The sequence below is a fragment of the Sphingomonas sp. GC_Shp_3 genome, from assembly GCF_026540945.1.
Classification (GTDB): domain Bacteria; phylum Pseudomonadota; class Alphaproteobacteria; order Sphingomonadales; family Sphingomonadaceae; genus Sphingomonas.
In genome coordinates this window covers 830,190-854,265 of record NZ_JALNUT010000001.1, presented here as the reverse complement: position 1 = coordinate 854,265, position 24,076 = coordinate 830,190, and the positions used below count along the sequence as shown (strand labels likewise).

Annotated in this window: 24 protein-coding genes and 1 tRNA gene; 12 read left to right on the top strand and 13 right to left on the bottom strand. The window is 66.6% G+C overall.

The genetic code is table 11. The features are described 5' to 3' along the window. Positions 1-116: 116 nt before the first annotated feature. From ilvC to miaA, 4 genes are all read right to left on the bottom strand, one after another. Positions 117-1,136 (bottom strand): ketol-acid reductoisomerase, encoded by a 1,020-nt coding sequence (gene ilvC, locus OXR00_RS04230; protein ID WP_267386795.1) that lies wholly within the window; start codon positions 1,134-1,136, stop codon positions 117-119. A gap of 105 nt (positions 1,137-1,241) precedes the next feature. After that, positions 1,242-1,757 (bottom strand): acetolactate synthase small subunit, encoded by a 516-nt coding sequence (gene ilvN / locus OXR00_RS04225; protein ID WP_242146591.1) that lies wholly within the window; start codon positions 1,755-1,757, stop codon positions 1,242-1,244. 8 nt (positions 1,758-1,765) lie between these two features. After that, positions 1,766-3,523 (bottom strand): acetolactate synthase 3 large subunit, encoded by a 1,758-nt coding sequence (locus tag OXR00_RS04220; RefSeq protein ID WP_267386794.1) that lies wholly within the window; start codon positions 3,521-3,523, stop codon positions 1,766-1,768. 77 nt (positions 3,524-3,600) lie between these two features. Next, positions 3,601-4,542 carry a tRNA (adenosine(37)-N6)-dimethylallyltransferase MiaA gene (gene miaA / locus OXR00_RS04215; RefSeq protein WP_267386793.1) on the bottom strand — a complete coding sequence of 314 codons (942 nt, stop codon included), beginning with the start codon at positions 4,540-4,542 and terminating at the stop codon, positions 3,601-3,603. Here miaA and serB point away from each other — a divergent pair. Further along, the gene (serB, locus tag OXR00_RS04210; protein ID WP_267386791.1) at positions 4,541-5,422 is read left to right on the top strand and encodes a phosphoserine phosphatase SerB; all 882 of its coding nucleotides are present in this window, start codon (positions 4,541-4,543) and stop codon (positions 5,420-5,422) included. The genes miaA and serB overlap by 2 nt on opposite strands. A 100-nt stretch (positions 5,423-5,522) precedes the next feature. Here the strand turns inward: serB and OXR00_RS04205 are convergent, their stop codons facing one another. Next, positions 5,523-6,692, bottom strand: a complete 1,170-nt coding sequence (locus OXR00_RS04205; RefSeq protein WP_267386790.1) for an SPOR domain-containing protein — start codon at positions 6,690-6,692, stop codon at positions 5,523-5,525. Between the two features lie 172 nt (positions 6,693-6,864). Between OXR00_RS04205 and OXR00_RS04200 the strand changes: the two genes are divergently transcribed. Genes OXR00_RS04200 through OXR00_RS04190 form a run of 3 tightly spaced genes read left to right on the top strand, consistent with a single transcriptional unit; the run spans position 6,865 to position 9,309 of the window. Continuing rightward, the gene (locus OXR00_RS04200; RefSeq protein WP_242146586.1) at positions 6,865-7,578 is read left to right on the top strand and encodes a ParA family protein; all 714 of its coding nucleotides are present in this window, start codon (positions 6,865-6,867) and stop codon (positions 7,576-7,578) included. Between the two features lies 1 nt (position 7,579). After that, a complete protein-coding gene (locus OXR00_RS04195; RefSeq protein WP_267386789.1) occupies positions 7,580-8,020 on the top strand; it encodes a hypothetical protein in 441 nt (146 codons plus the stop codon). Further along, complete coding sequence (locus OXR00_RS04190; protein WP_267386788.1) at positions 8,017-9,309, top strand: SPOR domain-containing protein; 1,293 nt, start codon at positions 8,017-8,019, stop codon at positions 9,307-9,309. The genes OXR00_RS04195 and OXR00_RS04190 overlap by 4 nt, the downstream gene beginning before the upstream one ends. A gap of 110 nt (positions 9,310-9,419) precedes the next feature. On the opposite strand, the gene OXR00_RS04185 is transcribed toward OXR00_RS04190, so the two are convergent. From OXR00_RS04185 to OXR00_RS04160, 6 genes are all read right to left on the bottom strand, one after another. After that, entirely contained in the window at positions 9,420-10,646 is a 1,227-nt protein-coding gene (locus OXR00_RS04185) for an amidohydrolase family protein (RefSeq protein ID WP_267386787.1), read from the bottom strand. Beyond that, complete coding sequence (locus OXR00_RS04180; RefSeq protein ID WP_267386786.1) at positions 10,643-11,626, bottom strand: aspartate carbamoyltransferase catalytic subunit; 984 nt, start codon at positions 11,624-11,626, stop codon at positions 10,643-10,645. Before OXR00_RS04180 ends, OXR00_RS04185 begins: the two co-directional genes overlap by 4 nt. A 702-nt stretch (positions 11,627-12,328) precedes the next feature. Next, positions 12,329-13,873 carry a methyl-accepting chemotaxis protein gene (locus OXR00_RS04175; RefSeq protein WP_267386785.1) on the bottom strand — a complete coding sequence of 515 codons (1,545 nt, stop codon included), beginning with the start codon at positions 13,871-13,873 and terminating at the stop codon, positions 12,329-12,331. Then, complete coding sequence (locus tag OXR00_RS04170) at positions 13,870-14,163, bottom strand: hypothetical protein (protein WP_267386783.1); 294 nt, start codon at positions 14,161-14,163, stop codon at positions 13,870-13,872. The genes OXR00_RS04175 and OXR00_RS04170 overlap by 4 nt, the downstream gene beginning before the upstream one ends. Before the next feature lie 119 nt (positions 14,164-14,282). Next, positions 14,283-14,744, bottom strand: a complete 462-nt coding sequence (ruvX, locus tag OXR00_RS04165) for a Holliday junction resolvase RuvX (protein WP_267386781.1) — start codon at positions 14,742-14,744, stop codon at positions 14,283-14,285. Between the two features lie 51 nt (positions 14,745-14,795). After that, positions 14,796-15,896, bottom strand: a complete 1,101-nt coding sequence (locus tag OXR00_RS04160) for a DUF3089 domain-containing protein (protein WP_267386778.1) — start codon at positions 15,894-15,896, stop codon at positions 14,796-14,798. A gap of 102 nt (positions 15,897-15,998) precedes the next feature. Here OXR00_RS04160 and gatC point away from each other — a divergent pair, with 102 nt between their 5' ends. From gatC to OXR00_RS04135, 5 genes are all read left to right on the top strand, one after another. Then, entirely contained in the window at positions 15,999-16,286 is a 288-nt protein-coding gene (gatC, locus tag OXR00_RS04155; protein WP_242147146.1) for an Asp-tRNA(Asn)/Glu-tRNA(Gln) amidotransferase subunit GatC, read from the top strand. Further along, positions 16,283-17,767: an Asp-tRNA(Asn)/Glu-tRNA(Gln) amidotransferase subunit GatA gene (gene gatA, locus OXR00_RS04150; RefSeq protein WP_267386776.1), complete on the top strand. Its 1,485-nt coding sequence runs from the start codon at positions 16,283-16,285 to the stop codon at positions 17,765-17,767. Before gatC ends, gatA begins: the two co-directional genes overlap by 4 nt. Before the next feature lie 198 nt (positions 17,768-17,965). Continuing rightward, on the top strand, positions 17,966-19,441 hold the full coding sequence (gatB, locus tag OXR00_RS04145) for an Asp-tRNA(Asn)/Glu-tRNA(Gln) amidotransferase subunit GatB (protein WP_267386775.1): 1,476 nt from the start codon (positions 17,966-17,968) through the stop codon (positions 19,439-19,441). Beyond that, positions 19,438-20,070 carry a peptidylprolyl isomerase gene (locus OXR00_RS04140; RefSeq protein WP_267386774.1) on the top strand — a complete coding sequence of 211 codons (633 nt, stop codon included), beginning with the start codon at positions 19,438-19,440 and terminating at the stop codon, positions 20,068-20,070. Before gatB ends, OXR00_RS04140 begins: the two co-directional genes overlap by 4 nt. Next, positions 20,067-20,666 carry a hypothetical protein gene (locus OXR00_RS04135; RefSeq protein ID WP_267386772.1) on the top strand — a complete coding sequence of 200 codons (600 nt, stop codon included), beginning with the start codon at positions 20,067-20,069 and terminating at the stop codon, positions 20,664-20,666. Before OXR00_RS04140 ends, OXR00_RS04135 begins: the two co-directional genes overlap by 4 nt. Positions 20,667-20,712: 46 nt before the next feature. On the opposite strand, the gene OXR00_RS04130 is transcribed toward OXR00_RS04135, so the two are convergent. Both OXR00_RS04130 and OXR00_RS04125 read right to left on the bottom strand, forming a co-directional pair. Continuing rightward, positions 20,713-20,916 carry a hypothetical protein gene (locus OXR00_RS04130; protein ID WP_267386770.1) on the bottom strand — a complete coding sequence of 68 codons (204 nt, stop codon included), beginning with the start codon at positions 20,914-20,916 and terminating at the stop codon, positions 20,713-20,715. Next, positions 20,913-21,089 (bottom strand): hypothetical protein, encoded by a 177-nt coding sequence (locus tag OXR00_RS04125; RefSeq protein ID WP_267386768.1) that lies wholly within the window; start codon positions 21,087-21,089, stop codon positions 20,913-20,915. Before OXR00_RS04125 ends, OXR00_RS04130 begins: the two co-directional genes overlap by 4 nt. Before the next feature lie 134 nt (positions 21,090-21,223). On the opposite strand from OXR00_RS04125, the gene OXR00_RS04120 reads away from it, so the two are divergent. From OXR00_RS04120 to OXR00_RS04110, 3 genes are all read left to right on the top strand, one after another. Further along, positions 21,224-21,308, top strand: a tRNA-Leu gene (locus OXR00_RS04120). A 60-nt stretch (positions 21,309-21,368) separates the two neighbouring features. Further along, positions 21,369-23,009: a trigger factor gene (tig, locus tag OXR00_RS04115; RefSeq protein ID WP_267386766.1), complete on the top strand. Its 1,641-nt coding sequence runs from the start codon at positions 21,369-21,371 to the stop codon at positions 23,007-23,009. Between the two features lie 62 nt (positions 23,010-23,071). Next, positions 23,072-24,013, top strand: coding sequence for a glycosyltransferase family 2 protein (locus OXR00_RS04110; RefSeq protein WP_267386764.1), 942 nt, complete (start codon positions 23,072-23,074; stop codon positions 24,011-24,013). The last annotated feature ends 63 nt before the right edge of the window (positions 24,014-24,076 follow it).

Genomic DNA, 24,076 nt, shown 5'->3' with positions numbered 1-24,076 from the left:
AGCCAGAGTCCGCAACCGATCGTTTCGCAGGTGCCCCGTTTGTGGCGATTGCGCCGCTGCCCGCAGGCTTCGCAATCGAAGCGCCGGGTCGCCACGACGGCGACCCGGCGCGGAGATCAGTTCTTCGCCTTGTCGACCAGCGCGTTGGCGCCGATCCATGGCATCATCGCGCGCAGCTTGGCGCCGGTCTCCTCGATCGGGTGGCGCTGCGCCGCACCGCGTGCCGCCTTCAGTTCTGGCTGACCAGCGCGGTTGTCGAGCACGAAGTCCTTGACGAAGCGACCCGACTGGATGTCGGCGAGGACGCGCTTCATCTCCTTCTTGGTCTCGTCGGTGATGATGCGCGGGCCGGTCTTGATGTCACCATATTCGGCGGTGTTCGAGATCGAGTAGCGCATGTTGGCGATGCCGCCTTCGTACATCAGGTCGACGATCAGCTTGAGTTCGTGCAGACACTCGAAATAGGCCATTTCCGGCGCATAACCTGCCTCGACCAACGTCTCGAACCCGGCCTGCACCAGCGCGGTGGTGCCGCCGCACAATACGGCCTGTTCGCCGAACAGATCGGTCTCGCATTCCTCGCGGAAGTTGGTCTCGATGATGCCCGAACGACCGCCGCCCACGCCCGATGCATAGGCGAGGCCAATGTCGTGCGCGTTGCCGCTCTTGTCCTGGTGGATCGCGATCAGGCACGGCACGCCGCCGCCGCGCACATATTCGCTGCGCACGGTATGGCCGGGACCCTTGGGCGCGATCATGATGACGTCGAGGTCTTCGCGCGGCTCGATCAGCCCGAAGTGGATGTTGAGGCCGTGCGCGAACGCGATCGTCGCGCCCTGCTTGAGGTTGGCGTGCAAATCGTTCGCATAGATCGCCGCCTGATGCTCGTCGGGCGCGAGGATCATGGTGATGTCGGCCCAGGCAGCGGCCTCGGCGGTTGTCATCACCTTAAAGCCAGCGTCGGTCGCTTTCTTGGCGGTGGCGGAACCCTCGCGCAGCGCGATCGCGACCTCCTTGACGCCCGAATCGCGCAGGTTCTGGGCATGGGCGTGGCCCTGTGAGCCATAGCCGACGATCGCGATCTTCTTGTCGCTGATGAGGTTCAGATCGGCGTCGCGATCGTAATAGACACGCATGTTCAGTCCCTTTGCTTCAAGATCGTCATGCCGGCCGGGCAGCGCGCCCGACCGTCGATCCCGGCGGACACCGGGGAGACGAGGGTGGTTGTTCGGTGAAATGGATCAGGCGGCTTCGCGCCCGCGCGAGATCGCGACGATGCCGGTGCGCGCGACCTCGATCAGGCCGACTTCCGCCATCAGCTCGACGAACTTGTCGATCTTGGCGATCCCGCCGGTCACTTCGAAGACGAAGCTGGAGATCGTCGCATCGACCACCCGCGCGCGGTACACTTCGGCGAGGCGCAACGCCTCGATACGCTGGTCGCCGGTGCCGATCACCTTGATGAGCGCCAGTTCGCGCTCGACGTGATTGCCCTCGGCGGTCAGGTCGCGGACCTTGTGCACCGGCACCAGCCGGTCGAGCTGCGCGACGATCTGTTCGAGCACCGGCGGGCTGGCCGACGTCACGATGGTGATGCGGCTGACCGACTTGTCGTCGGTGATCTCGGAAACCGTCAGGCTCTCGATATTATAGCCGCGCGCGGTGAACAGGCCGGCGATCCGGGCGAGAATGCCCGGCTCGTTATCGACGATCACTGCGAGCGTGTGCCGTTCGGCGATCTGCTGCTGGATGTGCATGTCGTCCCTCACACCAGTGCCCTCGCGCTGTCGTCCATCTCGCCCGACACTTCGCTCGAATAGAGCAGCATGTCGGTATGCGCGGCCCCGCTCGGGATCATCGGGAAGCAGTTGGTGAGCTGTGCTACCCGGCAATCGACGATCACCGGCCCATCATGAGCCAGCATGTCGGCGATGCCGCTTTCCAACTGGTCCGGCCCTTCAATCAGAATACCCTTCCAGCCATATGCCTCACCCAGCTTGACGAAGTCGGGCAGCGCATCCGAATAGCTTTCCGAATAGCGGCTCGAATAGGTCAGTTCCTGCCACTGGCGGACCATCCCCATATATTGGTTGTTGAGGATGAAGATCTTGACCGGCAGCCGGTATTGCGTCGCCGTCGCCAGTTCCTGGATGTTCATCTGGATCGAGGCTTCGCCGGCGATGTCGATCACCAGCGCGTTCGGGTTGCCGAGCTGCGCACCAATTGCGGCGGGCAGGCCATAGCCCATCGTGCCGAGCCCTCCGCTGGTCAGCCACTTGTTCGGCGCCTCGAAATCGAAGTGCTGCGCCGCCCACATCTGATGCTGGCCGACTTCGGTGGTGATGATCGGGTTGCGCGCACGCGTCGCCTCCCACAGCGCGCGGACGGCACGCTGCGGCATGATCTCCTCGATTGAGGGCGGGTACGACAGGCTCTTCACCGCGCGCCATTCCGCGATCCGCTCCCACCACGCGGTGAGATCGGGCTTGGGATGCTGACGCGCCTTGAACACGCGCACCATGTCCTCGAGCGCACGGCCGACATCGGCGACGATCGGCAGATCGACCCGCACGTTCTTGTTGATCGACGAACGATCGATATCGACATGAACCTTGCGGCTGTTGGGGCTGAATGCATCAAGCCGTCCGGTCACCCGGTCGTCGAAGCGCGCGCCTAGGCAGACGATCAGATCGGCCTGATGCATGGCGTGATTGGCCTCATAGGTGCCGTGCATGCCGAGCATCCCCAGCCACTCCGGCGCGGAAGCCGGCAGCGCGCCCAGACCCATCAGCGTCGAGGTAACGGGCGCGCCGGTGATCCGCACAAGCTCGCGCAGCAACTGGCTCGCCTGCGGCCCTGCGTTGATGATGCCGCCGCCTGTGTACAGCACCGGCCGCTCCGCCGCTGCCAGCATGTCGACCGCCTGCTCGATCAACGCCTGATCGGCCTTCACCTGCGGGCGATACGTTTTGTGGACGATCGTGGAGGGCACCGGCCCAGTGCGGGTATAGCGCGCAGAGGCGACCTGCACATCCTTGGGGATATCGACCACCACCGGGCCGGGCCGCCCGGAGGTGGCGATATGGAACGCCTCCTTCACCGTATCCGCGAGTTTGGCGGGGTCCTTCACCAGATAGTTGTGCTTCGAACAGTGGCGCGTGATGCCGACGGTGTCGGCCTCCTGAAACGCGTCGGTGCCGATCAGCGTGGTCGGCACCTGACCGGTCAGGACCACCATTGGAATCGAATCCATCAGCGCATCGGTGATGCCGGTGACGGCGTTGGTCGCGCCCGGCCCCGAGGTGACCAGCACCACGCCGGGTTTTCCGGTCGAGCGAGCGTAACCCTCGGCAGCGTGCGTCGCCGCCTGTTCGTGGCGGACCAGGATATGCCTGATCTTCCCCGAACGGAACATCGCGTCGTAGATCGGCAGCACCGCGCCACCGGGATAGCCGAATACGACGTCCACGCCGAGATCGCACAGCGTCTCGATCAGGATGTCGGCTCCACTTTTCTCTGTCACGGCAGGTCTCCTTGCGCGGTACCGCATAGCAGTATCGGAGCGGCGCTGCTAACCGCATGAAACATTCGCGTCAACCGTTACGTGCGTAATAAAGTTGCTATTAGCGGCATTTGCTGGACTGTTTCTGTCTCGTCGATGCGCAGCCATGTGGCGGGCGGCTGATTTCGGAACCACGTATATTGCCGCTTGGCGTATTGCCGCGTCGCGGTCGCGCCCGCTTCGGCGGCGGCGCGGGCGTCGATCTCACCCGAGATCAGCCGCGCGATCTCGGCCACACCAATCGCACGTCGCACAGGCGCTTGTGGCGGGATCTCTGTCCGCGCGAGCAACGCGGCGACTTCATCGACACCCTCATGCGCGATCATCTCGAAGCGGGCGTCGATCCGCGCGTGCAGCCATGCGCGGTCGGGCAGCAGCACCAGCGCGGCGACGTCGATCCGCGCGCCGATCCCGCCGGTCGTCGCCGCGCGCCAGTCCGCAATCGAACGGCCGGTCGATCGCACCACCTCCAGTGCGCGCGCGACGCGGGTGGTGTCGGCGGGGTTGAGCGCAGCCGCCATCACTGGGTCGAGCAGCGCCAACTGTGCATGATTCCGCGTCGCCGGCATCGCGCGCACCTCCTCGCGAACCGCTGGGTCGATCGGGGGGATTGGCGCGATCCCGTCTAGCAAGGTGCGCAGGTACAGTCCGGTGCCGCCGACCAGGATCGGCAGCTTGCCCGCTTGGTGCGCCGCGTCGATCTCCGCCGCTGCCTCCTTCGCCCAGCGCGGCGCGGAATAGTCGGCATCGGCGCCGTCGACATGGCCGAACAGCCGGTGCGGCGCGCGGGCTTCCTCCGCGATCGATGGGCGCGCGGAAACGACACGCAGATCGCCATAAACCTGTGCGCTATCCGCGTTGATGACGATACCGTCGTGCCGTTCTGCCAAGGCGAGCGCGAGCGCGGACTTGCCGCTTGCGGTCGGCCCTGTAATGAGCGCGACCTTGGGGCGTGACGCGCCGGGCAGGGAGTTGGACATGTTCATCGCGACGCTGATAGCACCGGGTGCGCTTATGGCAGGTCATATTTCGGAAGGCCGCGACCGGCTCAACGCGGCGGGCTGCGAGAGCGCGGGCGGCGGCTGGATCGACGAAGGCGCGGCGATCGATCTGGCCTTTGCGATTTCGCCCGATGCGGCACGCGCCGCTCTGGAGGGCGCGTTCGCGGGCGTCGATGTGGTGGTGCAGGCGGCGGAAGGACGGCGCAAGCGGTTGATCGTCGCCGACATGGATTCGACGATGATCACGGTCGAATGCATCGATGAACTCGCCGATTACGCCGGCATAAAGCCGCAGATCGCCGCCGTCACCGAAGCGGCGATGCGCGGTGAACTCGATTTTGAATCCGCGCTCGATGCGCGTGTGGCCTTGCTCAAGGGGCTGGATGAGGCCGTGATTCAGCGTTGCCTTGACGAGCGCGTGACGATCATGCCCGGTGCCGAGGCGCTGGTGAAGACGATGCGCGGCTGGGGCGCGAGGGCGATCCTCGTGTCGGGCGGCTTCACCCGCTTCGCCGAGCCGGTCGCCGCGAAGATCGGCTTCCACCGGGCGATCGCCAACCGGCTGGAGATCGCGAACGGCATGCTGAGCGGCACCGTCACCAAGCCGATCGTCGGCGCGCAGACCAAGCTCGATACGCTGCGTGGCGCGATCGCGGAACTGGGCCTGCCGGCGGAGGCGACGCTGGCGGTGGGCGACGGCGCCAACGATCTCGCGATGATCGGCGCGGCCGGGCTGGGCGTGGCCTATCACGCCAAGCCGATCGTCGCGGCGGCGGCGGCGGCGCGGATCGACCATAATGATCTCACCGCGTTGCTCTACGCCCAGGGCGTGCCGCGCGCCGAGTGGGTGACTGCCTGACCGTTCGGTAGGCCAACCCGCACCACGCGTGCCGAGACGGAGTAGGCGCGAAGCGGCGCGCGACGTCTTTAAACGACGCCGATCACACGGGGAGCGACCTTTACGGCGCGACCGGTACGCAGCTCGACCGCGCCGCCGCACACGCACGCGACGCCGCCGCACCCGATGCAAGCGGCCCCGCCTGAAGCCGGGTCACACCGCCGCTTTTGACGTAGAACGGCTGCAATCCGGTGAGCCGCCCCTGGAGCGACCGCCACATCGTCCGCGCATTGTCGTCATCCCGGAACGCGCCGAGCTGGATCCGCCAACGCCCGGTACTGGCCAGCGATGGTGCCGCAGCCCGGACGGGCGCGGTCCGGCGCGGCGGTGGCGTAGCGCGATCCCGCGTCGCAGGCGGTACATGGCGATCCTGCAACGGGGCCGCCTGATCGCGCGGCGGCGCATCCGGCTCGTCGGCCGGGTCGATCGACGGGCCAAGCGCGGGGCGGGTATCGCGCACCGGCGGTGTCGCGTAGCCCGGTGACGGACGGCTGTACCCGGCACCGGGCCGGGCGTCTCGCTCCGGCCTTGGCGTTGCGACTACCGGCGAGCGGCCAGCGTTGGGATCGTATGACGACGGCGGCAGATCGGCGCCGCGCATCGCGGTTTGCGCACCGACGTTGGCGATTTCCGGCGGCAGTTGCGGGCGTTGGGCATCCGCCTCGTACTGCCGAGACAACGTCATGCCCCGCTGACGATCCTCGGCGGAGAGATACTGGTCCATCTGCGCCTGCACCTGTGGTGCGCGGGCCTGGCCCTGCGCTGCCGAACGCAGGATCAGCGCATAGGCGCGCGGCCAGTCCTTCGGCACGTTGTCGCCGTTGAACAGCATCGTGCCGAGCACCAGCTGCGCGCGCGGCTCGCCCCGCTTCGCGGAGCCTTCGAGCCATTGCACCGCGTCGGCGCGCTTGTTCTCGTCGAACAGGATCAGCCCGTAATTGTCCTGCGCCTGCTGGTGGCCCTGCAACGCGGCCTTGCGATACCAACTTTCCGCCATCGGCATGTCGACCGGCACACCGCGGCCGAGCTTGTACGCCTGCGCGAGATTGAATTGCGCATCGGCATCGCCGCGAATCGCGAGCGGCCGCCATTCATCGATCGCCTTGCGGTAATCGCCCCGGCTCCATGCATCGACGCCCGCCTTGACGTCGGCAAAGGCTGGTGCCGAGAGGATCATGCCGCCCCCTACGCCGCTCAACGTCGCCGCGATCATCAAAAGCCCGTGCTTCATATGCTTCAAACCCTTCGCCCCCGCTCGCGCGAGATAAAGCCGAGTTCGCGTAAATAGGCAAAGATTTCGTTAGCCACATGTCCTGAAACAGGCTGCCTGAAGTCCTGTTAACCGCTTCTTGACCCATCTCGGGGCATAAGCACCGTCCTACAGCCGGGAGTTCAAGGGGCACATGCGCGTTCTCGCGATGGCATCACAAAAAGGCGGGTCGGGGAAGACCACGCTGTCGGGGCATCTGGCGGTTCAAGCCGAACGCGCCGGGGCAGGGCCCGTGGTACTGATCGACATCGATCCGCAAGGATCGTTGTCGGACTGGTGGAACGATCGCAACGCCGAGACGCCGTCGTTTGCGCAGACCACGGTCGCGCGGCTCGCCGCCGATCTCGAGGCATTGCGCCAACAGGGCTTCAAGCTCGCGATGATCGACACGCCGCCCGCCATCACCATGGCGATCCAGAGCGTGATCGCGGTCGCCGAACTGATCGTCATCCCGACGCGCCCCAGCCCGCACGATCTGCGCGCGGTCGGCGCGACGGTCGACTTGTGCGAGCGTGCCGGCAAGCCGCTGATCTTCGTCGTCAACGGTGCCACGCCCAAAGCGCGCATCACCACCGAGGCCACGCTTGCGCTGGCGCAGCACGGCACGGTCGCACCCGTCATCGTGCATCATCGCACCGATTTCGCCGCCTCGATGATTGATGGTCGAACCGTCATGGAACTCGACGCGCGCAGCCGTTCGACCGGCGAGGTCGAGGCGCTGTGGACCTATGTGTCCGACCGCTTGGAAAAGAACTTCCGTCGCACCGTGTTCGCGGCACCGGCATCGACCAGCGCGTTCGCGCAGCGGCCGACCGGCGGCGGCTTTGGCCGTCGGGTGGTGAGCTGAGATGAGCGACGGCCCCGCCCGGCATGGTTCGCTCTCCTCCGGGCTGCTCGCCCGCAAGGGACACGCGCGCCCGGCGATGCGCCCGCAGACGGCGGCACTGGAGCCCGAGGACGATCTCGGCTGGAACGACATGGGCGGCCCCTCTCCCGAGGAGGCGCTGCCGCCGGTGCTGCTCCAGCAGAAGGCGTTGCGCGCCGAGTTCCCAGGCGAGGAGCCCGAAGGCGACCTTTCCGTCATCAAGACGCGAGCCGCCTTCACGCTCCGGCTCGATGCCGAACGCCATCTACGCCTGCGGCTTGCCGCGACGGTCGCGGGCGTGTCGGCGCAGACGCTGATGACGCGCGCACTCGATCAATTTTTGCAAACCATTCCTGAAGTCGAGGCGCTGGCGACGCAATTGCCAGCCCGGCCAAGGCGATCATCCGTGGGAAACGTTCGATGAAGAAACGGTTAGCCGTATCGTTGGGATTGTCCGCACTGCTGCTCGGCGGCACGCTGGCGGGGGGAGCGCTCGCCGGTGGTCAATCATTGTCGGGCGATGCGCGCAAGGCGATTGCGGAAGCCGGCAAGGCGCGCGCGCTAATCGCGCAGGGCAAGGGCGCTGCCGCCGTCGGCCATGCCGAACGCGCCGCGCTTGCCGCGCCCGAGTCGGCGGATTTCCGAATGCTGCTCGGGCAAAGCTATTTGAAAGCCGGGCGCTTTGCCTCTGCGCGCGATACCTTTGCCGACACGCTGGCGCTGGATGCCGGCAATGGCAAAGCCGCGCTCAATCTCGCACTGATGCAGATCGCCACAGGCGACTGGGGTGCTGCGCGGAAAACGCTCGATGCGCACGCTGCCAACATTTCCGTCAGCGATCGTGGCCTTGCCGTCGCACTGGCCGGCGATCCGTCGGCGGCGGTCGATCTGCTCGCTGCGGCTGCGCGTGTCGACCCCGCCGGGGTCAAGACCCGACAGAACCTTGCGCTCAGCCTCGCGCTTGCGGGCCGCTGGACGGAGGCACGGCAGATCGCCGGCCTCGATTTGGCACCGGGCGACGCCGACAAACGGATCCTCGAATGGGCGGCGTTCGCGCGTCCCAAGGCTGCCTCGGATCAGATCGCGACGCTGCTTGGCGTCACGGCGGTGCGCGACAAGGGACGTCCCGCCGCGCTCGCGCTGAATGCGACCACCGCTTCGGTCTCGGTGGCGAACGCCACGCCTGCCGCGCCGGCTCCGGCAGCGGTTGTGCCTGCGCCGGTCGAGGTCGCCACCACCGCGCCGGCCCCGACCGTACCGGCGGCAATGGCGGCTCCGTCGCTCGACACCGGCGTACAGTTCGCGGCGCGTCAGGAAGTCGTGCAGCCGCTGCCGGCATCCAAAGCCCTCGGTCGAACGGCCGTTGCCAGGAACGCAGTTGCCGTCGCGGACGAGGCTTCCCCCGCTGCGCTCGCCAGCGGCAGGTTCTACGTTCAGCTTGGCGCGTATGACAGCGCCGGCGTGGCTCGCGACGCGTGGAAGCGCGCGGCTCGCACCTTCCCGAGCTTATCCGGTCACGAGCCGCAGGGTGCCAGCATCAAGACCGCGGCGGGAAGCTTCTATCGCCTCTCGGTCGGCGGCTATACGCGGACCGATGCGGTAAAACTCTGCCTCGCCTACCGGGCGAGCGGCGGCCACTGCTTCGTGCGCGCGAACGCGGGCGATCAGGTGGCGAGCTGGATCAAGCCCGGGCAGCAACTGGCGTCACGCTAAGCGCTGTGAAGATTAAGTGCAGCACCGCCGCCTGATCGGACGGCGGCCCAGAGGTTTTCCTAAAAGCCGTGCCATGCGAGAGCTTGGCACGGCGCGGTGAGCCGAGCGGATCACACCAGCGCCGCGCCGCCCTTGAACAGGCGCAGCACTTTGCCCTGCACGGGCAGGCCATCAAAGGGCGTGTTGCCGGCCTTCGCCGCCATCTGATCCGAGTCGATCCGCCACGGTGCATGTTCGTCGAGCAACACCAGATCGGCGGGTGCGCCCGCGGTCAACGTGCCGGTTGGCACACCCAAAACCTTGGCGGGGTTCCGCGCGAGCAGCGCGAACAGCCGGTCGATCGTCACCACCTCATCGCGCACCAGCCCAAGCGCGAGCGCAAGCAACGTCTCCGCGCCGGCGACGCCGGGCGTCGAGTCGGCGAAGGGAAGGCGCTTCTCCTCCGGCCCCTGCGGGTCGTGACCCGAACACAGCACGTCGACCGTCCCATCCGCCACCGCCAGCAGTGCGGCGCGGCGATCGCTTTCCGAGCGCAGTGGTGGCGACAGACGCGCGAAGGTTCGGAAGTCGCTCATCGCAATATCCGACAGGAACAGATGTGCGGGCGTGATCCCGCATGTCACGCGCACGCCGCGCCTTTTGGCAGCACGGACAAGATCGAAGCCGGCCGCCGTCGTCACCTGCCGGATGTGCAGCGCGGCTCCGGTTTCTTCCGTCAGCATTAGGTCGCGCGCGATGGCGAGCGGCTCGGCGATGGCAGGCGCGGCGGGCAGGCCCATCCGCGTCGCGGTCTCGCCCGCAGTCGCCACGGCCACGCCGACGATGCCGGCATCTTCCGCATGTGCGATCACGGTGAGACCAAGGTCGCCGGCATAGGCCAGCACCTTCCGCATCACGCCCGAATCCGCGATCCAGCCCGCCCCGGTGCCGACCGCGCGCGCGCCTGCTTCGCGGTTGATCGCCATTTCGGCAAGATCTTTGCCGGCCAGCCCGCGCGTGGCGGCGGCGATCGGGTGGATCCAAAGGTCTGGCCGACCGATCAACGCCGCACGCTGAACGAGGCCGGGGTTGTCGAGCACCGGCCGCTGATCCGGCATCAGCCCGACGCGGACGATCCCGCCCTTATGAAACGCAGGCAGATCGATCGCGAACACGCCGAGGTCGACGATCGCGGGCGCGAGCAGCTTGCCCTTGCAGTCGATTGTCTCTGCGCCCTCGGGCACCGCGAAGGTGCCGGTCGCGGCGATGCGATCGCCCGCGATCAGAACGCCGCCCTTCGATACGCCCGAATCCGGGCAGACCAGCGTCGCGTTCAGCAAGGCAATCGTGCGGGTCATGCCCAACCCTCCACACCGCGCGACCGTCTGGTCAGCACGTCGAGGCACGCCATCCGCACCGCCACGCCCATCTCGACCTGTTCGGTGATCGCGGACTGTTGGGGGTGGTCCGCCACCCCCGAATCGATCTCGACCCCTCGGTTCATCGGCCCCGGGTGCATCACCAGCGCGCCAGGCACACGCTCGAGCCGGCCAGGGGTTAGGCCGTAGCGCAGGTTGAACTCGCTGTTCGAGGGGATGAAGCCGCCGGTCATGCGTTCGTTCTGGAGGCGCAGCATCATCACCACGTCCGCCCCCTCCAGCGCCGCGTCGAAATCGGTGTACGCGCTCACGCCCATCCGCTCGATCTCGGCCGGCATCAGCGTCGAGGGCGCACAGACCCGTACCCGCGCGGCAAGCGCGGTCAGCGCGAGGATGTTCGACCGCGCGACCCGGCTGTGCAGGATGTCGCCGCAGATCACCACCGTCTGCCCGGCGATGCTCCCCCGCCGCCGCCGGATCGTCAGCGCGTCGAGCAGCGCCTGCGTCGGGTGTTCGTGCTGCCCGTCGCCCGCGTTCAGCACCGGGCAATCCACCTTGCCTGCGATCAGCCGCACCGCGCCCGACGACATGTGTCGGATCACGATAACGTCGGCGCGCATCGCGTTCAGTGTCATCGCCGTGTCGATCAGCGTCTCGCCCTTCTTCACGCTCGATTGCGCGGCGTGCATGTTGACGACATCCGCGCCGAGCCGCTTGCCGGCAATCTCGAAGCTCAGCAGCGTGCGCGTGCTGTTCTCGAAAAACGCGTTGATCTGGGTGACGCCCTCCAGCCTTTTGTCGCTCTTGGCGCGACTGCGGTTGGCCTCGATCCATTGCTCCGATTCGTCGAGCAGGAACATGATCTCGTGCGGCTGTAGGCCATCGATACCGGTGAGGTGACGATGCGGGAAGACGGCGCTTCCGGCGATCTGCGAAGCGGGGCGGTGGTCGGATTGCATCAAAGCTGCGGCCTAACGGCGGCGGGGCAGGCGCGCAAGCGGTGGCGGCGGGACTCGCCGCGTCGCGAATACAGCGTGCGGGTGTAATCCCCACCGCATCCACAGGCGAGGCGCCACAAATGCTGATTGTAGCTTCGCTGCAACGCAGGCCGTTTCGGGCAAGCGTATTTTTTTAACGATCGGATCTGGCGGTCACTTCCTGTCGTGCGCTGCGACGAGACATCCGAGCAGCCAAACCTCCATGGTCTCGTGTCGCTCATGCTAGCTCTAATAAGCGTCCGTGATCCGCAGCGGTCGGCAAAACGCCAGCTAAGGCCCGGTTCGGATGTTCGTGGCAATCCGCAGCCGAACTTAGGGCAGCGGTCGTTCGCGAACCAAGGTTAACACGAGCCGTTGCGTCGCTTTGCGTTCACCGCCAAACGCCAGCCCACAAAGCTGACCCAGGCAATCAGCGGCAGCGTACAGCAGATCGCGCCGACCAACCCGATCGGACGGCCACTTACTTGCCTCACCGCCGGGCCGATCAACAGCAACACCGCAGCCGGCGATGCCAACGATAAGCGGACAGCCACAGATTCGTTGGTCCAGCGTTCGCCAATCACAGCGGCACCTCATCGCTAAGCGTTATTGGGCGATGATAGGAGCGGAGCAGTGAGCGATCAACGCCCGCATAGAACATTGCCAGAGAGTATCGCGCCGCCCTCAACCCGCCTTCAACTGCGCGACGAACTGCTCGGTCGCCTGTCGCAGCGCCTGCGCGGTGCTGGAGAGCGTGGTCGCCGCACCGGACACCCGCGCGGACAGCGTCTCGGTGGTGTTCGCCATCGCCGCGACTTCGCTGATCTGGCGGACCATCTGCGTAGCGCCAATCGCCGTGTCGTAAGCGGTCGCTTCGATCAGCTTGGCGGTGCCGCGCTGCTCGTCGACGGCGGCGCGGATCGCCTTCGCGCTTTGCGCCAGCGCGCCCACGCGCGCGGCGATGTCGCGCAACGCGCCGTTGGCGATGTCGGCGCCGCCGGTCACCGATCCGGCGAGACTCCGTATCTCGTCGGTTGCACCCGAGGCCTGGCCGGCGAGTTGCTTCACTTCCTGCGCCACCACCGCAAAGCCACGCCCGGCATCGCCGACCCGCGCCGCCTCCATCGCCGCGTTGAGCGCGAGCAGGTTGGTACGGCCGGCGATATCGCTGATCGAATCGGCGAAGCCGGCAATCGCGCTGGACCGCTGCGCGAGTGCGATCACTGCCTGATGCCCCGAATCGGAAATCGAGGCGGCATCGCCGCTCAAGCTGGCCTGATGATCGACGGTGCTGGCGATGGCACCGATCGAGCCGGTGAGATCCTTGATTCGCGCTGCCAGCAACTGGGCGGTTTCCGACGATTGCGACGCGACCAGCGCGGTGTCGGACGTGTCCTTACTTGCACGGCGGGCAAGATCGTTGAGCGCGCGGGCCGAGCCTTCCAGTTCGCCGGACGCCGCGCCAACCGCGCTGACGATGTCCGATATCGAGGCATGAAAGGCGTTGGCGAGGGTGTGCATTTCGCCGCGTCGACGGTCGGCGGCGGCTGCCTCCAGAGTTTCGCGACGGCCGCGCTCGGTCGATTCGCGGGCTTCGGCGGCGCGGACGGCGGCTAACGCGGCCTCGGTCTCATGGCTGCGCGCGATCGCTTCGGCGGCGAGCCGCTCGCTTTCGCGCCCGGCCTCTGCCTGGCGCACGAGCAGCGCGCGCAGCTTGACGGTAAGATAGCTCAGCACCGCGAATTGCAGCCCGACTGCCAACGCGTGGATCAGGACGCGGTCGAGCGCGCCGGTGCCGGTGAACACCCACTCCGGCGCCGCGAATTCGAGCAGGAGGTGGTGCACCGCGATCAACCCGGACGCGAGGGCGATCGGTTTCCAGTCGCACAGCACGGCAAGCCCGGCGAGCGCGACGAAAAAGAACATGTGCCCGTCCATCTGCCAGGGATGACCGGTGAGCAGATAGACGCCGAGCGCGGGCTGGATCGCGGCAAGCGTGCCGATCAGGATGCGCGCGATCTCGTCGTGGCGACGGCGCACGGCCATCCAGGTTGGTGCGACATTCGCGAGTGCCGAAAGGATCACGACGACATGCGTAAGATCGGAACCCAAAGCCAACCCAACGATCAGTAGGGCGATCGTGCTGGCAAGCCCCGCCACCGCCAAGATTTCCATGCCGCGCATTCGCAACCGGTCGAGCTCGACCACGGCGTCGTCGTGCTGATTCATGCCTGCGCCTGCGCGCCGGCACCGCACACAGCCGGGGGCGCGGCGAGGATCAGCACCGCGCTTCCGGCGAGCACAGCCGACAGCCGCCGCCGTTCGCCCGCCACCACGAGCGAGCCACGCAGCGGTCCGGTCGCGATCAGCGCGGTGCCGCCCAGAAGTGCGAGCGGCGCGACCCGGGCGGCCGCGCCCGGGGTAAGCGGGATCAGCAGCATCTTGCCGGTGGCGGGCGGGTAGAACGCGAGTGTCGCCAAGGCTACCAGGACGCCCAGGATCTGAACCCCAACAAGCACGCGCGATGACCACATGCCGCGTCGATACCAAAGCGCGGTTAACAGTGGCTTAGACAGCGCCTCGGTAAAGCAACATAGCACGGGATATCCGATGCGTATCGGATCGACCCATTGGCGCGTTAAGCTTGTACCAATGCGTCGATCGCGCCTTGCAGGATGTAGCTGGCAGCGAGTTTGTCGACGCGCTCGGCACGCTTGGCGCGGCTGATATCCTCCGCGATCATCTGCCGCTCGACCGCTTGGGTCGACCAGCGCTCGTCCCACAGCAGGATCGGCAAGGCGAGATCGGCTAGGTTGCGCGCGAACGATCGCGTGCTCTGCGACCGAGGGCTCTCGCTGCCGTCGAGGTTGATCGGCAGGCCGAGGACCAGACCGGCGACATGTTGCTTGGCAATCATTGTCACCAGCACGGCCTTGTCCGAGGTGAACTTGGCGCGGCGTATCAGCACGGCGGGCGAAGCGAAGCTCCACCCGGCATCGCACAGCGCGGTGCCGATCGTCTTCGTGCCGAGGTCCAGCCCGAGCAGTCGTCCACCCGAGGGCAAGGCATCACGAAAGGCGATGCGGTCGGTTGTAATCATCGCCGCTCCTCTACCCGCTCGGCGCGTACGAAGTCGAGGCGCGATGGCGCCTCATCGCGTCTGGAACGCCTTCAGCCGTCGTTCGGCGTCGGCGCGGACGTTCGCCCAGAACAGGCTGTAGTCGTAGACATGATAGTTGTTGCCCGGCAGCACATAGCCGTTCAGCCCCGCCGGTGGCGCCCCGATCGACAACAGCCCGCGTCCGGTACAACGCGCGCCAACCCGCCCGGCGGCAATATCGGCGGTTGCGAGATCGCTCGACGGATACAGCGTGCCGAGGTTGGCGCTGGCCGGAGCGGCGGCGTCGGGCGTGCCGGTCAGCGGGTTGGTGCAGATCATCTGCGTATCCTTGCGGCTTTGCCCGGTGTAGCCGGTCGAGGCATCGTACGTGTCTAGGATCAGCGACGGCTCGGCCGGTTCGGCGAAGGTCTGCCACGACAGGATGCACCCGGCTTGATCCGCGCGCGTGCACTCGGGCAACCCCATGCGCGGCAGATCGGCTGCGCGCGACACCGGCCACCCCACCACATACGCCGCGACGATGCGGCGGGCGAGCGGCGTGCCGGCGATCCGCTCGCGCAGCAACCGCGACAGATGCAGCGCGCCCTGCGAATGCCCGGCGAGGATGATCGGCCGGTCGCCGCTTTCGCGCACGAATTGGTCGAACGCGGCGAGCACGTCACGATAGGCGAAATCAAGCGCCTTCTGCGCGTTCGCCTGTGTCGTCAGGAACGCGCCGAACGCCGCCTGACGGTAGCGCGGCGCCCAGACCGTACCGACCCCGTTGAACGCGCTCGCCTGGCCCCGCAGGAAGATCGCCGCGCGTGCGTTGGCCTCCGCATCGTCCAGCGGCGCGTTCCAGTGCGTACGGGTGAGGTAGGAGGTCGGGTGGATGAAGAACACCGCCGCCTGCGGGCTGGGGGAGGGGGCATAGCCGGCGGGCGCCCACAGCGCGGGGTTGCCCGGTTTGTCGGGCCGCGCCAGCCACATGTTTGCGCTCGCGTAGGACGGCGGCGGCGACAGCGCGGCCACGTCTTCGCCCGGCACCAGCGCCATCCGCATGAACGCGCCCGGAAATGCGTTGAACGCAAACGCCCCCGCCACCGTCAGCAGGACGAGCGCCGCAACCACGTACAGAAATTTCCGTGCCATTGTGCCGTACCGCTCCCGCAACTTGCGCCAAAGGGGTGGCGCATCGCCGTGCAGAGCGCAATCGGGTTGATGGTGCGCCTGCGCGATGCTAGCCGCTGGGGCATGTCAGTCGATATCGCCACCGTAAAGAAGATCGCGAGCCTCGCGCGCATCGCCATCTCCGAAGAAGACGCCGCCCGGCTCGCGCCGGAACTGGACAACATCATGGGCTGGATCGAGCAGCTCGGAGAGGTCGACACCGCCAACGTCGCACCGATGACCGCCGTGATCCCCAACCACCTGCGCCTGCGCGACGATGTCGTCACCGACGGCAACGTGCGTGATCTGGTGCTCGCCAACGCGCCTCAGGCCGAGCATGGCTTCTTTACCGTTCCCAAGGTGATCGAATGACCGAATTGACCGACCTCGGCGTCGCCGCGCTCCGCGACGGCGTGCGCGACGGCAGCTTCTCCGCGCGTGACGTGGCGCAGGCGTTCATCGCGAAGGTGAGTGCGGCCAAGGCGCTCAACGCGTTCCTGGTCGAGACGCCCGACCATGCGCTCGCCGCTGCGGACGCCGCCGATACGGCGAAGGCAGCGGGCGAGGATCTCAAGCCGCTCGCCGGCGTGCCGATCGGCATGAAGGACCTGTTCTGCACCAAGGGCGTGCCGGCCACCGCCGCCAGCCTGATCCTCGAAGGCTTCACGCCGACCTACGAATCGACCGTGTCGGGCAAGCTGTTCGCGGCCGGCGCAGGGATGCTCGGCAAGCTCAACATGGACCAGTTCGCAATGGGCTCGTCCAACGAGACCTCGGCGTTCGGCAACGTCATCTCGCCGTGGCGACGCAACGACGGCGGCAACGCCGCGCTCGCGCCGGGTGGCTCGTCGGGCGGCTCGTCCTCGGCGATCGCGGCGCGGCTGTGCCCGGCGGCAACCGGCACCGACACCGGCGGCTCGATCCGTCAGCCCGCCGCCTTCACCGGCATTGCCGGCATCAAGCCGACCTACGGCCGCTGCTCGCGCTGGGGTGTAGTGGCATTCGCGTCATCGCTGGATCAGGCAGGACCAATGGCGCGCGACGTGCGCGACTGCGCGATCATGCTGGAGGCGATGACCGGCTTCGACGCCAAGGATGCGACCTCGCTCGACCTGCCGGTGCCGAATTGGGAAGCCGGCCTGTCGCCCGACCTCAAGGGCAAGACGATCGGTATTCCCAAGGAGTACCGCGTCGACAACATGCCCGCCGAGATCGACGCATTGTGGCAGCAGGGCATCCAGTGGATGCGAGATGCCGGCGCCGAGATCGTCGAGGTGTCGCTCCCGCACACCAAATACGCGCTGCCGGCTTATTACATCATCGCCCCGGCTGAGGCATCGTCCAACCTCGCGCGGTATGACGGCGTGCGCTTCGGCCTGCGCGACCTGCCCGAGGGCGCCAACCTTCAGGACATGTACGCCGCCACTCGCGCCGCCGGTTTCGGTGACGAGGTGAAGCGCCGCATCATGATCGGCACCTATGTGCTGTCGGCGGGCTTCTACGACGCCTACTTTACGCAAGCTTCCAAGGTCCGCACGCTGATCGCCCGCAACTTCGAGCATGCGTTCGAGAAGTGCGATTACCTGCTTACCCCGACCGCGCCCTCGGCGGCGTTCGCGCTCGGCGAGAAGCAGGCCGATCCCATCGCGATGTATCTCAACGACGTGTTCACCGTGCCCGCCTCGCTCGCCGGCCTGCCCGCGATGAGCGTGCCGGGTGGCCTCGACGCGCAGGGGTTGCCGCTAGGCTTGCAGATCATCGGCCGACCGCTCGATGAGCAAGGCGTGCTCAACGCCGGCCTCGCCATCGAGCAGCGGGCGGGGTTCGTGGCGCGGCCTGAGGTCTGGTGGTGACAGAGCCGCGCGAGACGCACTATCATCGGATGGAGCGTCATCGCGCGGACGCCGCAGCGAAGCGTGGTTCTGTGCTTGCGAAACTGATGCGGCCCAAGACGCCTCATGATACGAGAACGGGCTACCAGTTTATCGGACTGATACCAGCAGTGAAAGAATGGCTCGACGGCGTTCGTCGTCGACGGGAAGAAAACAGAAATGGCTGACGCAGCAACATACACGATCACAGGCGAAACCGGCGAGTGGGAGGTCGTGGTCGGCCTCGAAGTCCATGCGCAGGTGACGTCGAACGCCAAGCTGTTTTCGGGTGCGGCCACCGCGTTCGGCGCGGAGCCGAACACGCAGGTCAGCCTGGTCGATGCGGCGATGCCCGGCATGTTGCCCGTGCCCAACCGCGAGTGCATCCGTCAGGCGGTGCGCACCGGCATGGCGATCGACGCTAAGATCAACAAATGGTCGCGGTTCGATCGCAAGAATTATTTCTACGCCGATCTGCCGCAGGGCTATCAGATCAGCCAGCTCTATCACCCGATCGTCGGCGAGGGCTCGCTCGACATCAGCCTCGACGACAAGAATCCCGATGCGGACGTGAAAACCATCGGCATCGAGCGCATCCACGTCGAGCAGGACGCCGGCAAGCTGATGCACGACCAGCATCCGACGCGCTCCTATGTCGATCTCAACCGCTCCGGCGTGGCGCTGATGGAGATCGTGTCGAAGCCCGACATGCGCTCTCCGCAAGAGGCGGGCGCGTATCTCGCCAAGCTGCGCTCGATCCTGCGCTATGTCGGATCGTGCGACGGCAACATGGATCAGGGGTCGATGCGCGCCGACGTCAACGTTTCGGTCCGCAAGGCGGGAGACGAATTCGGCACTCGCACCGAGACCAAGAACGTCAACTCGGTCCGCTTCGTGATGGCGGTGGTCGAGCAGGAGGCGAAGCGTCAGGTCGCGGTGATCGAGGGCGGCGGCCGCATCATGCAGGAAACCCGCCTGTACGATCCCGATCGTAACGAGACGCGTTCGATGCGCTCGAAGGAAGATGCGCATGATTATCGCTATTTCCCCGATCCCGATCTGCTGCCGCTCGAACTCGACGACGCGTTCCTCGAGGAATGCCGCGCGAGCCTGCCCGAACTCCCGGACGCCAAGCGCAAGCGTTACGAAGTGGCTGGCATCACGCCCTATCAGGCGGCGGTGCTGACCGCCGAGGTCGAGGCGGCGCGCTGGTTCGATGCGCTGCTGGAGGCGGGCGCCAAGCCGGTCGCGGCGGCGAACTGGACGACCTCCGAACTGTTCGGCGCGCTCAACCGCACTGGCAAGAGCATCGAAACCTCGCCGGTCAGCCCGGCGCAGGCGGCGGAATTGCTCGGCCTCGTCGCGGACGGCACGCTGTCCGGCACGCTTGCCAAGCAGGTGTTCGAGATCATGCTCGAAACCGGGCAGGGCGCGGGTGCGATCGTCGAGGAACGCGGCCTTAAGCAGACCAGTGACACCGGCGCGATCGAGGCGGTGATCGCCGACATCCTGGCCAAGAACGCCGAAAAGGTCGCGCAGTACGAGGGCGGCAAGGAGGCGCTGTTCGGCTTCTTCGTCGGCCAGACGATGAAGGCGATGGGCGGCAAGGCCAACCCGCAGGTCGTCAACGAACTGCTCAAGAAGGCGCTGGTATGATGCGGCGGCTGGCGCTGGCGGGGCTGCTCGCGGCGGTGGCGCTGCCGGCGGCGGCGCAGGTGCCGGCCCCGGACGCGACGCCCGCCGCCACCTTGCCGCGCGTGGCGCTCGACACCACCGCCGGCCGTATCGTCATCGAACTGGAAACGGTAAAGGCGCCGATCACCGCCGCCAATTTCCTGCGTTACGTTGACCAGAAGAAGCTCGACGGCATCGTCTTTTATCGAGACGTGAAGGTTGGCGATCGCTTCGGCTTTGTTCAGTTCGGCACCGACGGCGATGCCAAGCGTACGCTCCCGCCGATCAAGCATGAACCGACAACGCTCACCGGTCTGCACCACACCGACGGTACGATCTCGGTCGCGCGTCTCGGTCTCGGCACTGCGCGCGGCGATTTTACGATCAGTGTCGGCGATCAGACGGCATCGCTCGATGCCGGTCATGGCCAGCCCGAGGACGGGCAGGGCTATGCCGCGTTCGGCCATATAGTCGAAGGCATGGATACGGTGGTGAAGATCCTCGACGCGCCCGTCTCGCCAACTGCAACCCGCCGCGGTGCTTTCAAGGGGCAGGTGCCGGTCGCCCCGGTGACGGTCCTGACCGCGCGGCGGGTGGCGGCTCCGGAGTGAAGATCGCGCGGCGTCTGTCGCTGCTCCTCGGCGCCGCGATCGCCATGCCGGCAATCGCGGCACCCACTCCGATTGCCGAGCGGTACGCGATGGGCGCGGTGAAAGCCGACTTCAAGGCGCGTCAGCGAATCGGTGCCAAGCGTGCCGGGATGGTGTGCCTGCCGGCCGGCAGCTTCCTGTGGAGCGATGCCCGCGCCGGTCTGGATAATGCCAGTGCCAGCGTCGCAACCATACTGCACGATGCCGCACCGGCCGTAGTCGACACCGCCGACGATCCGTTCAGCGACGAAGCCGGCGCCACTCGCTACAAAATCATCGCGACGATCGTGGATTTTCAGCTGAATGGCTGCGTGCGCAACCGGGGCATGGCCGCGCGGCTGTCGCACAAGCATGCATTGTCGGGGCGCGCGCATCTGTCCGTCGCTTGGGACGTGTTCGACCGCACGACGCGGGGCAAGGCGGACCACCAGACGATCGACACCGAATTCGATCTGACTTCGGATGTCGATGATGCGGCAGGGGCATTGTCCGAGGGGTTGAAACGCAACGCCGCAGAGTTCGCCAAACAACGCCTTTCGGCTGCACTGCACCGATAATGACCGGCGCGGTCCTGTGTGGACCGCGCCCGTTTTGCAGTACGTCTTACTGCGCGTCGCTACCTTGGTTCTTCACCACGCCGCCGGTGCCGCCGACGCCGTCCGCGTCACCCTGGCGGGCAAGCGGATCGGGTTCGGGACCACCTTCGCCACGCTCGACCGCGTCCTTACGCGCCTCGACGACCTGCTGGATGTCGCTGCGCTCGTCCTTGCGCGGCGGGTACGTGTCGGGCGATTCCGGCGCACTCATGCGAAATCACCGAGATCGGTGGGGGAGGCGGGCGCGACGTCGGGCGTGTCGGTCGGCGTCGGTGCGGGCACGTCGATATCGGGCGTGGTCGGCGCGACTTCCGGCGGCGCGGTGACCGGGGCCTCCGGCTGGCTCGGCTGCGGGGGGAGTTCGGTGGGTGGGGTGGTCGCCATGTATCGTCTCCTTCATATGCATAAACGAACCGCATGCGTGTGAAGTTTCACGAAGATGTCACCAACCGGCAGAGCGTGGCTTGCCCCGCGCGCGATCCTTGCTATAGACGCCCCCCACACCGGCGGTGTCCCATGCGGGCGTGGCGGAACTGGTAGACGCAGCAGGTTTAGGTCCTGCCATCGCAAGATGTGGGGGTTCGAGTCCCTTCGCCCGCACCAGGACCCGCCGAGCGTGAGGGGCATCGCGATCCTGATTCGCGAAGAGGCCCGAGAAGACCCATGCAGACTGTCGAGACGCTGAACGAGGGGCTGAAGCGCGCCTACACCCTGACCATCACGGCCGCCGAGATTGATTCGAAGGTCGATGCCGAGCTGAAGCGCGTCGCACCGCAGATCAAGATGCCCGGCTTCCGCCCCGGCAAGGTGCCCGCCAACCTCGTGCGCAAGATGCACGGCCCGGCGCTGACCCAGGATGCTCTCAACACCGCGATCCAGGAAGGGATCCAGACGCTGATCGCGGAACAGCGCCTGCGCCCGGCGATCCAGCCGTCGGTCAGCCTCGACGAAGCGTTTGAGATCGGCAAGGATGCCGAGATCAAGGTTGCGCTCGAAGTGCTGCCGGATGTGCCCGCGCCCGCGATCGACGGTCTCAAGCTCGAGCGCCTGATGGTGCCGGCCGGGGAAGCGGAAGTCGACGCGCAGGTCGCCAAGTTCGCCGAGCAGCAGAAGAAGTGGGACGATGCGGCTGAGGACCATGCCGCTGCGCAGGGCGATCTCGTCACCGTCGATTTCGTCGGCAAGACCGAGGACGGCGTTGCCTTCGAGGGCGGCACCGGCACCGACATGGGCGTCGAGATCGGCTCGGGCCGTCTCATCCCCGGCTTCGAGGATCAGCTCGTCGGCGTGAAGGCCGGCGAGGAGCGCGTGCTTAATGTGACGTTCCCGGCGGATTACCCGGCCGAAAACCTTGCCGGCAAGCCCGCCACGTTCGAGATCACCGCGACCAAGGTGCAGACCCCGGGCGAGACCGTGATCGACGATACGCTCGCCACCTCGCTCGGCCTCGAAAGCCTCGAGCAACTGAAGGGCTTGCTGAAGGGCCAGATCGAGCAGGAGCTGAACGGTCTCACCCGCACGCACATGAAGCGCAAGCTGCTCGACCAGCTTGCCGAGGGTCATGATTTCGAAGTGCCGCCGACGATGGTCGAGGCCGAGTTCGACCAAATCTGGCAACAGCTTCAGCACGAAGCGACGCACGAGGCCGACCCGGCCGCGGCGATCGAGGAGATGGAAAAGGAGCGCGACGATTACCGCGCGATTGCGGAGCGCCGCGTGCGCCTCGGCCTGCTCCTGTCCGAGATCGGCCAGGCCAATGGCGTCGAAGTCAGCCAGCAGGAAATGAACCGGCTGATTTCGCAGGCAGCGCAGCAGTACGGCCCCGAAGATCGCCAGCGCTTCCTTCAGTACGTCCAGCAGGAGCCGATGGCGGCCGCCCAGCTGCGCGCGCCGCTGTACGAGGACAAGGTCGTCGACTTCCTGTTCGAGAAGGCTGAGATCACCGATCGTGAAGTCACCCGCGAGGAACTTCAGGCCGCGATCGAGAGCGAGGACGGTTTCGCCAGCGGCACGCACGTCCATAATCACGATCATGACCATGAGGGCCACGATCACGAAGCTCACGACCACGGTCACGATCATGCCGATCACGACCATGCTCATGGCAACGACCACGCCGAGCCTGCGCTCGACGACTCGGCGGAGCCCGCTGCTGACGAAGCCGTCGCGGCGGAACCGGTGAAAAAAGCCGCGACGCGCAAGCCTGCCGCCAAGAAGGTCAAGCCCGAGGGTGAGGACGCCGAGGCTCCGGCAGAAGCGAAGAAGCCCGCCAAGAAGTCTGCGGCCAAGAAGACCGAAGCCTGATCCGAATCGCCCCGCCGCGCCTTGCGCGCGGCGGGGTGCAGCCTTGGTCTTTGGGGGGCGACTTGTCCGAACTGCGCATCGCCGTCCTATTGCCCTGCTATAACGAGGAAGCCGCCATCGCGGCTACTGTTGCGGGGTTTCGCGCCGCACTGCCGGGCGCGGAAATCTACGTCTACGATAATAATAGCCACGACCGCACCGTCGAAGTCGCGCGCGCGTCGGGGGCAATTGTCCGAACCGAACGCATCCAAGGCAAAGGCGCGGTGGTGCGCCGCATGTTCGCGGATGTCGATGCGGACGTCTATGTGATGGCCGACGGGGATGCGACGTACGATGCAGCGTCGGCTCCGGCGCTTGTCGCGCGGCTGGTGGACGAGCAACTGGACATGGTCGTGGGCGCGCGCGTCACGCAGATCGAGGCGGCATACCGGCGCGGCCACCGCTTCGGTAACGCGCTGCTTACCGGTATGCTCGCGCGACTGTTCGGGCGCAGCTTTACGGATATCCTGTCCGGTTACCGGGTCTTCTCACGGCGGTTTGTGAAGAGTTTTCCGGTGCTGTCCGCCGGCTTTGAGATCGAGACCGAGATCAGCGTTCATGCGCTTGAACTGCGCATGCCCGTCGCTGAGATCGCCACGCCATATTACGAGCGGCCCGAGGGATCGACCTCGAAGCTCAGCACCTATCGGGATGGCTTCCGAATTCTGCGAACGATCCTGCAACTATACCGGATCGAGCGCCCGGTGCTGTTCTTCGGCGCGATCGGCGGGGTGCTGGCGTTGCTCGGCGTGCTGTTCGCGATCCCGCTTGGGCTCACCTATCTCCACACGCACCTCGTCCCGCGTCTTCCGACGGCAGTGATGGTGACCGGACTGATGATCCTTGCCGCGTTGTGCCTGTTCGCAGGGTTGATCCTCGATACGGTGGTGCACGGTCGTCGCGAGGTGCGGCGGCTCGCCTACCTCTCGCACCGCGCGCCTGGGGTGGAGCGTCGCGAGTCCTGACCGGCTTCGGCGGCGGCGGGCTTGCCAAGTTCGGGCGGAGTGCCGATGTAGGCCATCGCAAGG

Excerpts from the sequence above, each read along its gene's own strand:
- ilvC (WP_267386795.1), bottom strand. The coding sequence starts at position 1,136 with ATGCGTGTCTATTACGATCGCGACGCCGATCTGAACCTCATCAGCGAC.
- ilvN (WP_242146591.1), bottom strand. The coding sequence starts at position 1,757 with ATGCACATCCAGCAGCAGATCGCCGAACGGCACACGCTCGCAGTGATC.
- serB (WP_267386791.1), top strand. The coding sequence starts at position 4,541 with ATGTTCATCGCGACGCTGATAGCACCGGGTGCGCTTATGGCAGGTCAT.
- miaA (WP_267386793.1), bottom strand. The coding sequence starts at position 4,542 with ATGTCCAACTCCCTGCCCGGCGCGTCACGCCCCAAGGTCGCGCTCATT.
- OXR00_RS04205 (WP_267386790.1), bottom strand. The coding sequence starts at position 6,692 with ATGAAGCACGGGCTTTTGATGATCGCGGCGACGTTGAGCGGCGTAGGG.
- OXR00_RS04200 (WP_242146586.1), top strand. The coding sequence starts at position 6,865 with ATGCGCGTTCTCGCGATGGCATCACAAAAAGGCGGGTCGGGGAAGACC.
- OXR00_RS04195 (WP_267386789.1), top strand. The coding sequence starts at position 7,580 with ATGAGCGACGGCCCCGCCCGGCATGGTTCGCTCTCCTCCGGGCTGCTC.
- OXR00_RS04190 (WP_267386788.1), top strand. The coding sequence starts at position 8,017 with ATGAAGAAACGGTTAGCCGTATCGTTGGGATTGTCCGCACTGCTGCTC.
- OXR00_RS04185 (WP_267386787.1), bottom strand. The coding sequence starts at position 10,646 with ATGACCCGCACGATTGCCTTGCTGAACGCGACGCTGGTCTGCCCGGAT.
- OXR00_RS04180 (WP_267386786.1), bottom strand. The coding sequence starts at position 11,626 with ATGCAATCCGACCACCGCCCCGCTTCGCAGATCGCCGGAAGCGCCGTC.
- OXR00_RS04175 (WP_267386785.1), bottom strand. The coding sequence starts at position 13,873 with ATGAATCAGCACGACGACGCCGTGGTCGAGCTCGACCGGTTGCGAATG.
- ruvX (WP_267386781.1), bottom strand. The coding sequence starts at position 14,744 with ATGATTACAACCGACCGCATCGCCTTTCGTGATGCCTTGCCCTCGGGT.
- OXR00_RS04160 (WP_267386778.1), bottom strand. The coding sequence starts at position 15,896 with ATGGCACGGAAATTTCTGTACGTGGTTGCGGCGCTCGTCCTGCTGACG.
- gatC (WP_242147146.1), top strand. The coding sequence starts at position 15,999 with ATGTCAGTCGATATCGCCACCGTAAAGAAGATCGCGAGCCTCGCGCGC.
- gatA (WP_267386776.1), top strand. The coding sequence starts at position 16,283 with ATGACCGAATTGACCGACCTCGGCGTCGCCGCGCTCCGCGACGGCGTG.
- gatB (WP_267386775.1), top strand. The coding sequence starts at position 17,966 with ATGGCTGACGCAGCAACATACACGATCACAGGCGAAACCGGCGAGTGG.
- OXR00_RS04140 (WP_267386774.1), top strand. The coding sequence starts at position 19,438 with ATGATGCGGCGGCTGGCGCTGGCGGGGCTGCTCGCGGCGGTGGCGCTG.
- OXR00_RS04130 (WP_267386770.1), bottom strand. The coding sequence starts at position 20,916 with ATGAGTGCGCCGGAATCGCCCGACACGTACCCGCCGCGCAAGGACGAG.
- OXR00_RS04125 (WP_267386768.1), bottom strand. The coding sequence starts at position 21,089 with ATGGCGACCACCCCACCCACCGAACTCCCCCCGCAGCCGAGCCAGCCG.
- tig (WP_267386766.1), top strand. The coding sequence starts at position 21,369 with ATGCAGACTGTCGAGACGCTGAACGAGGGGCTGAAGCGCGCCTACACC.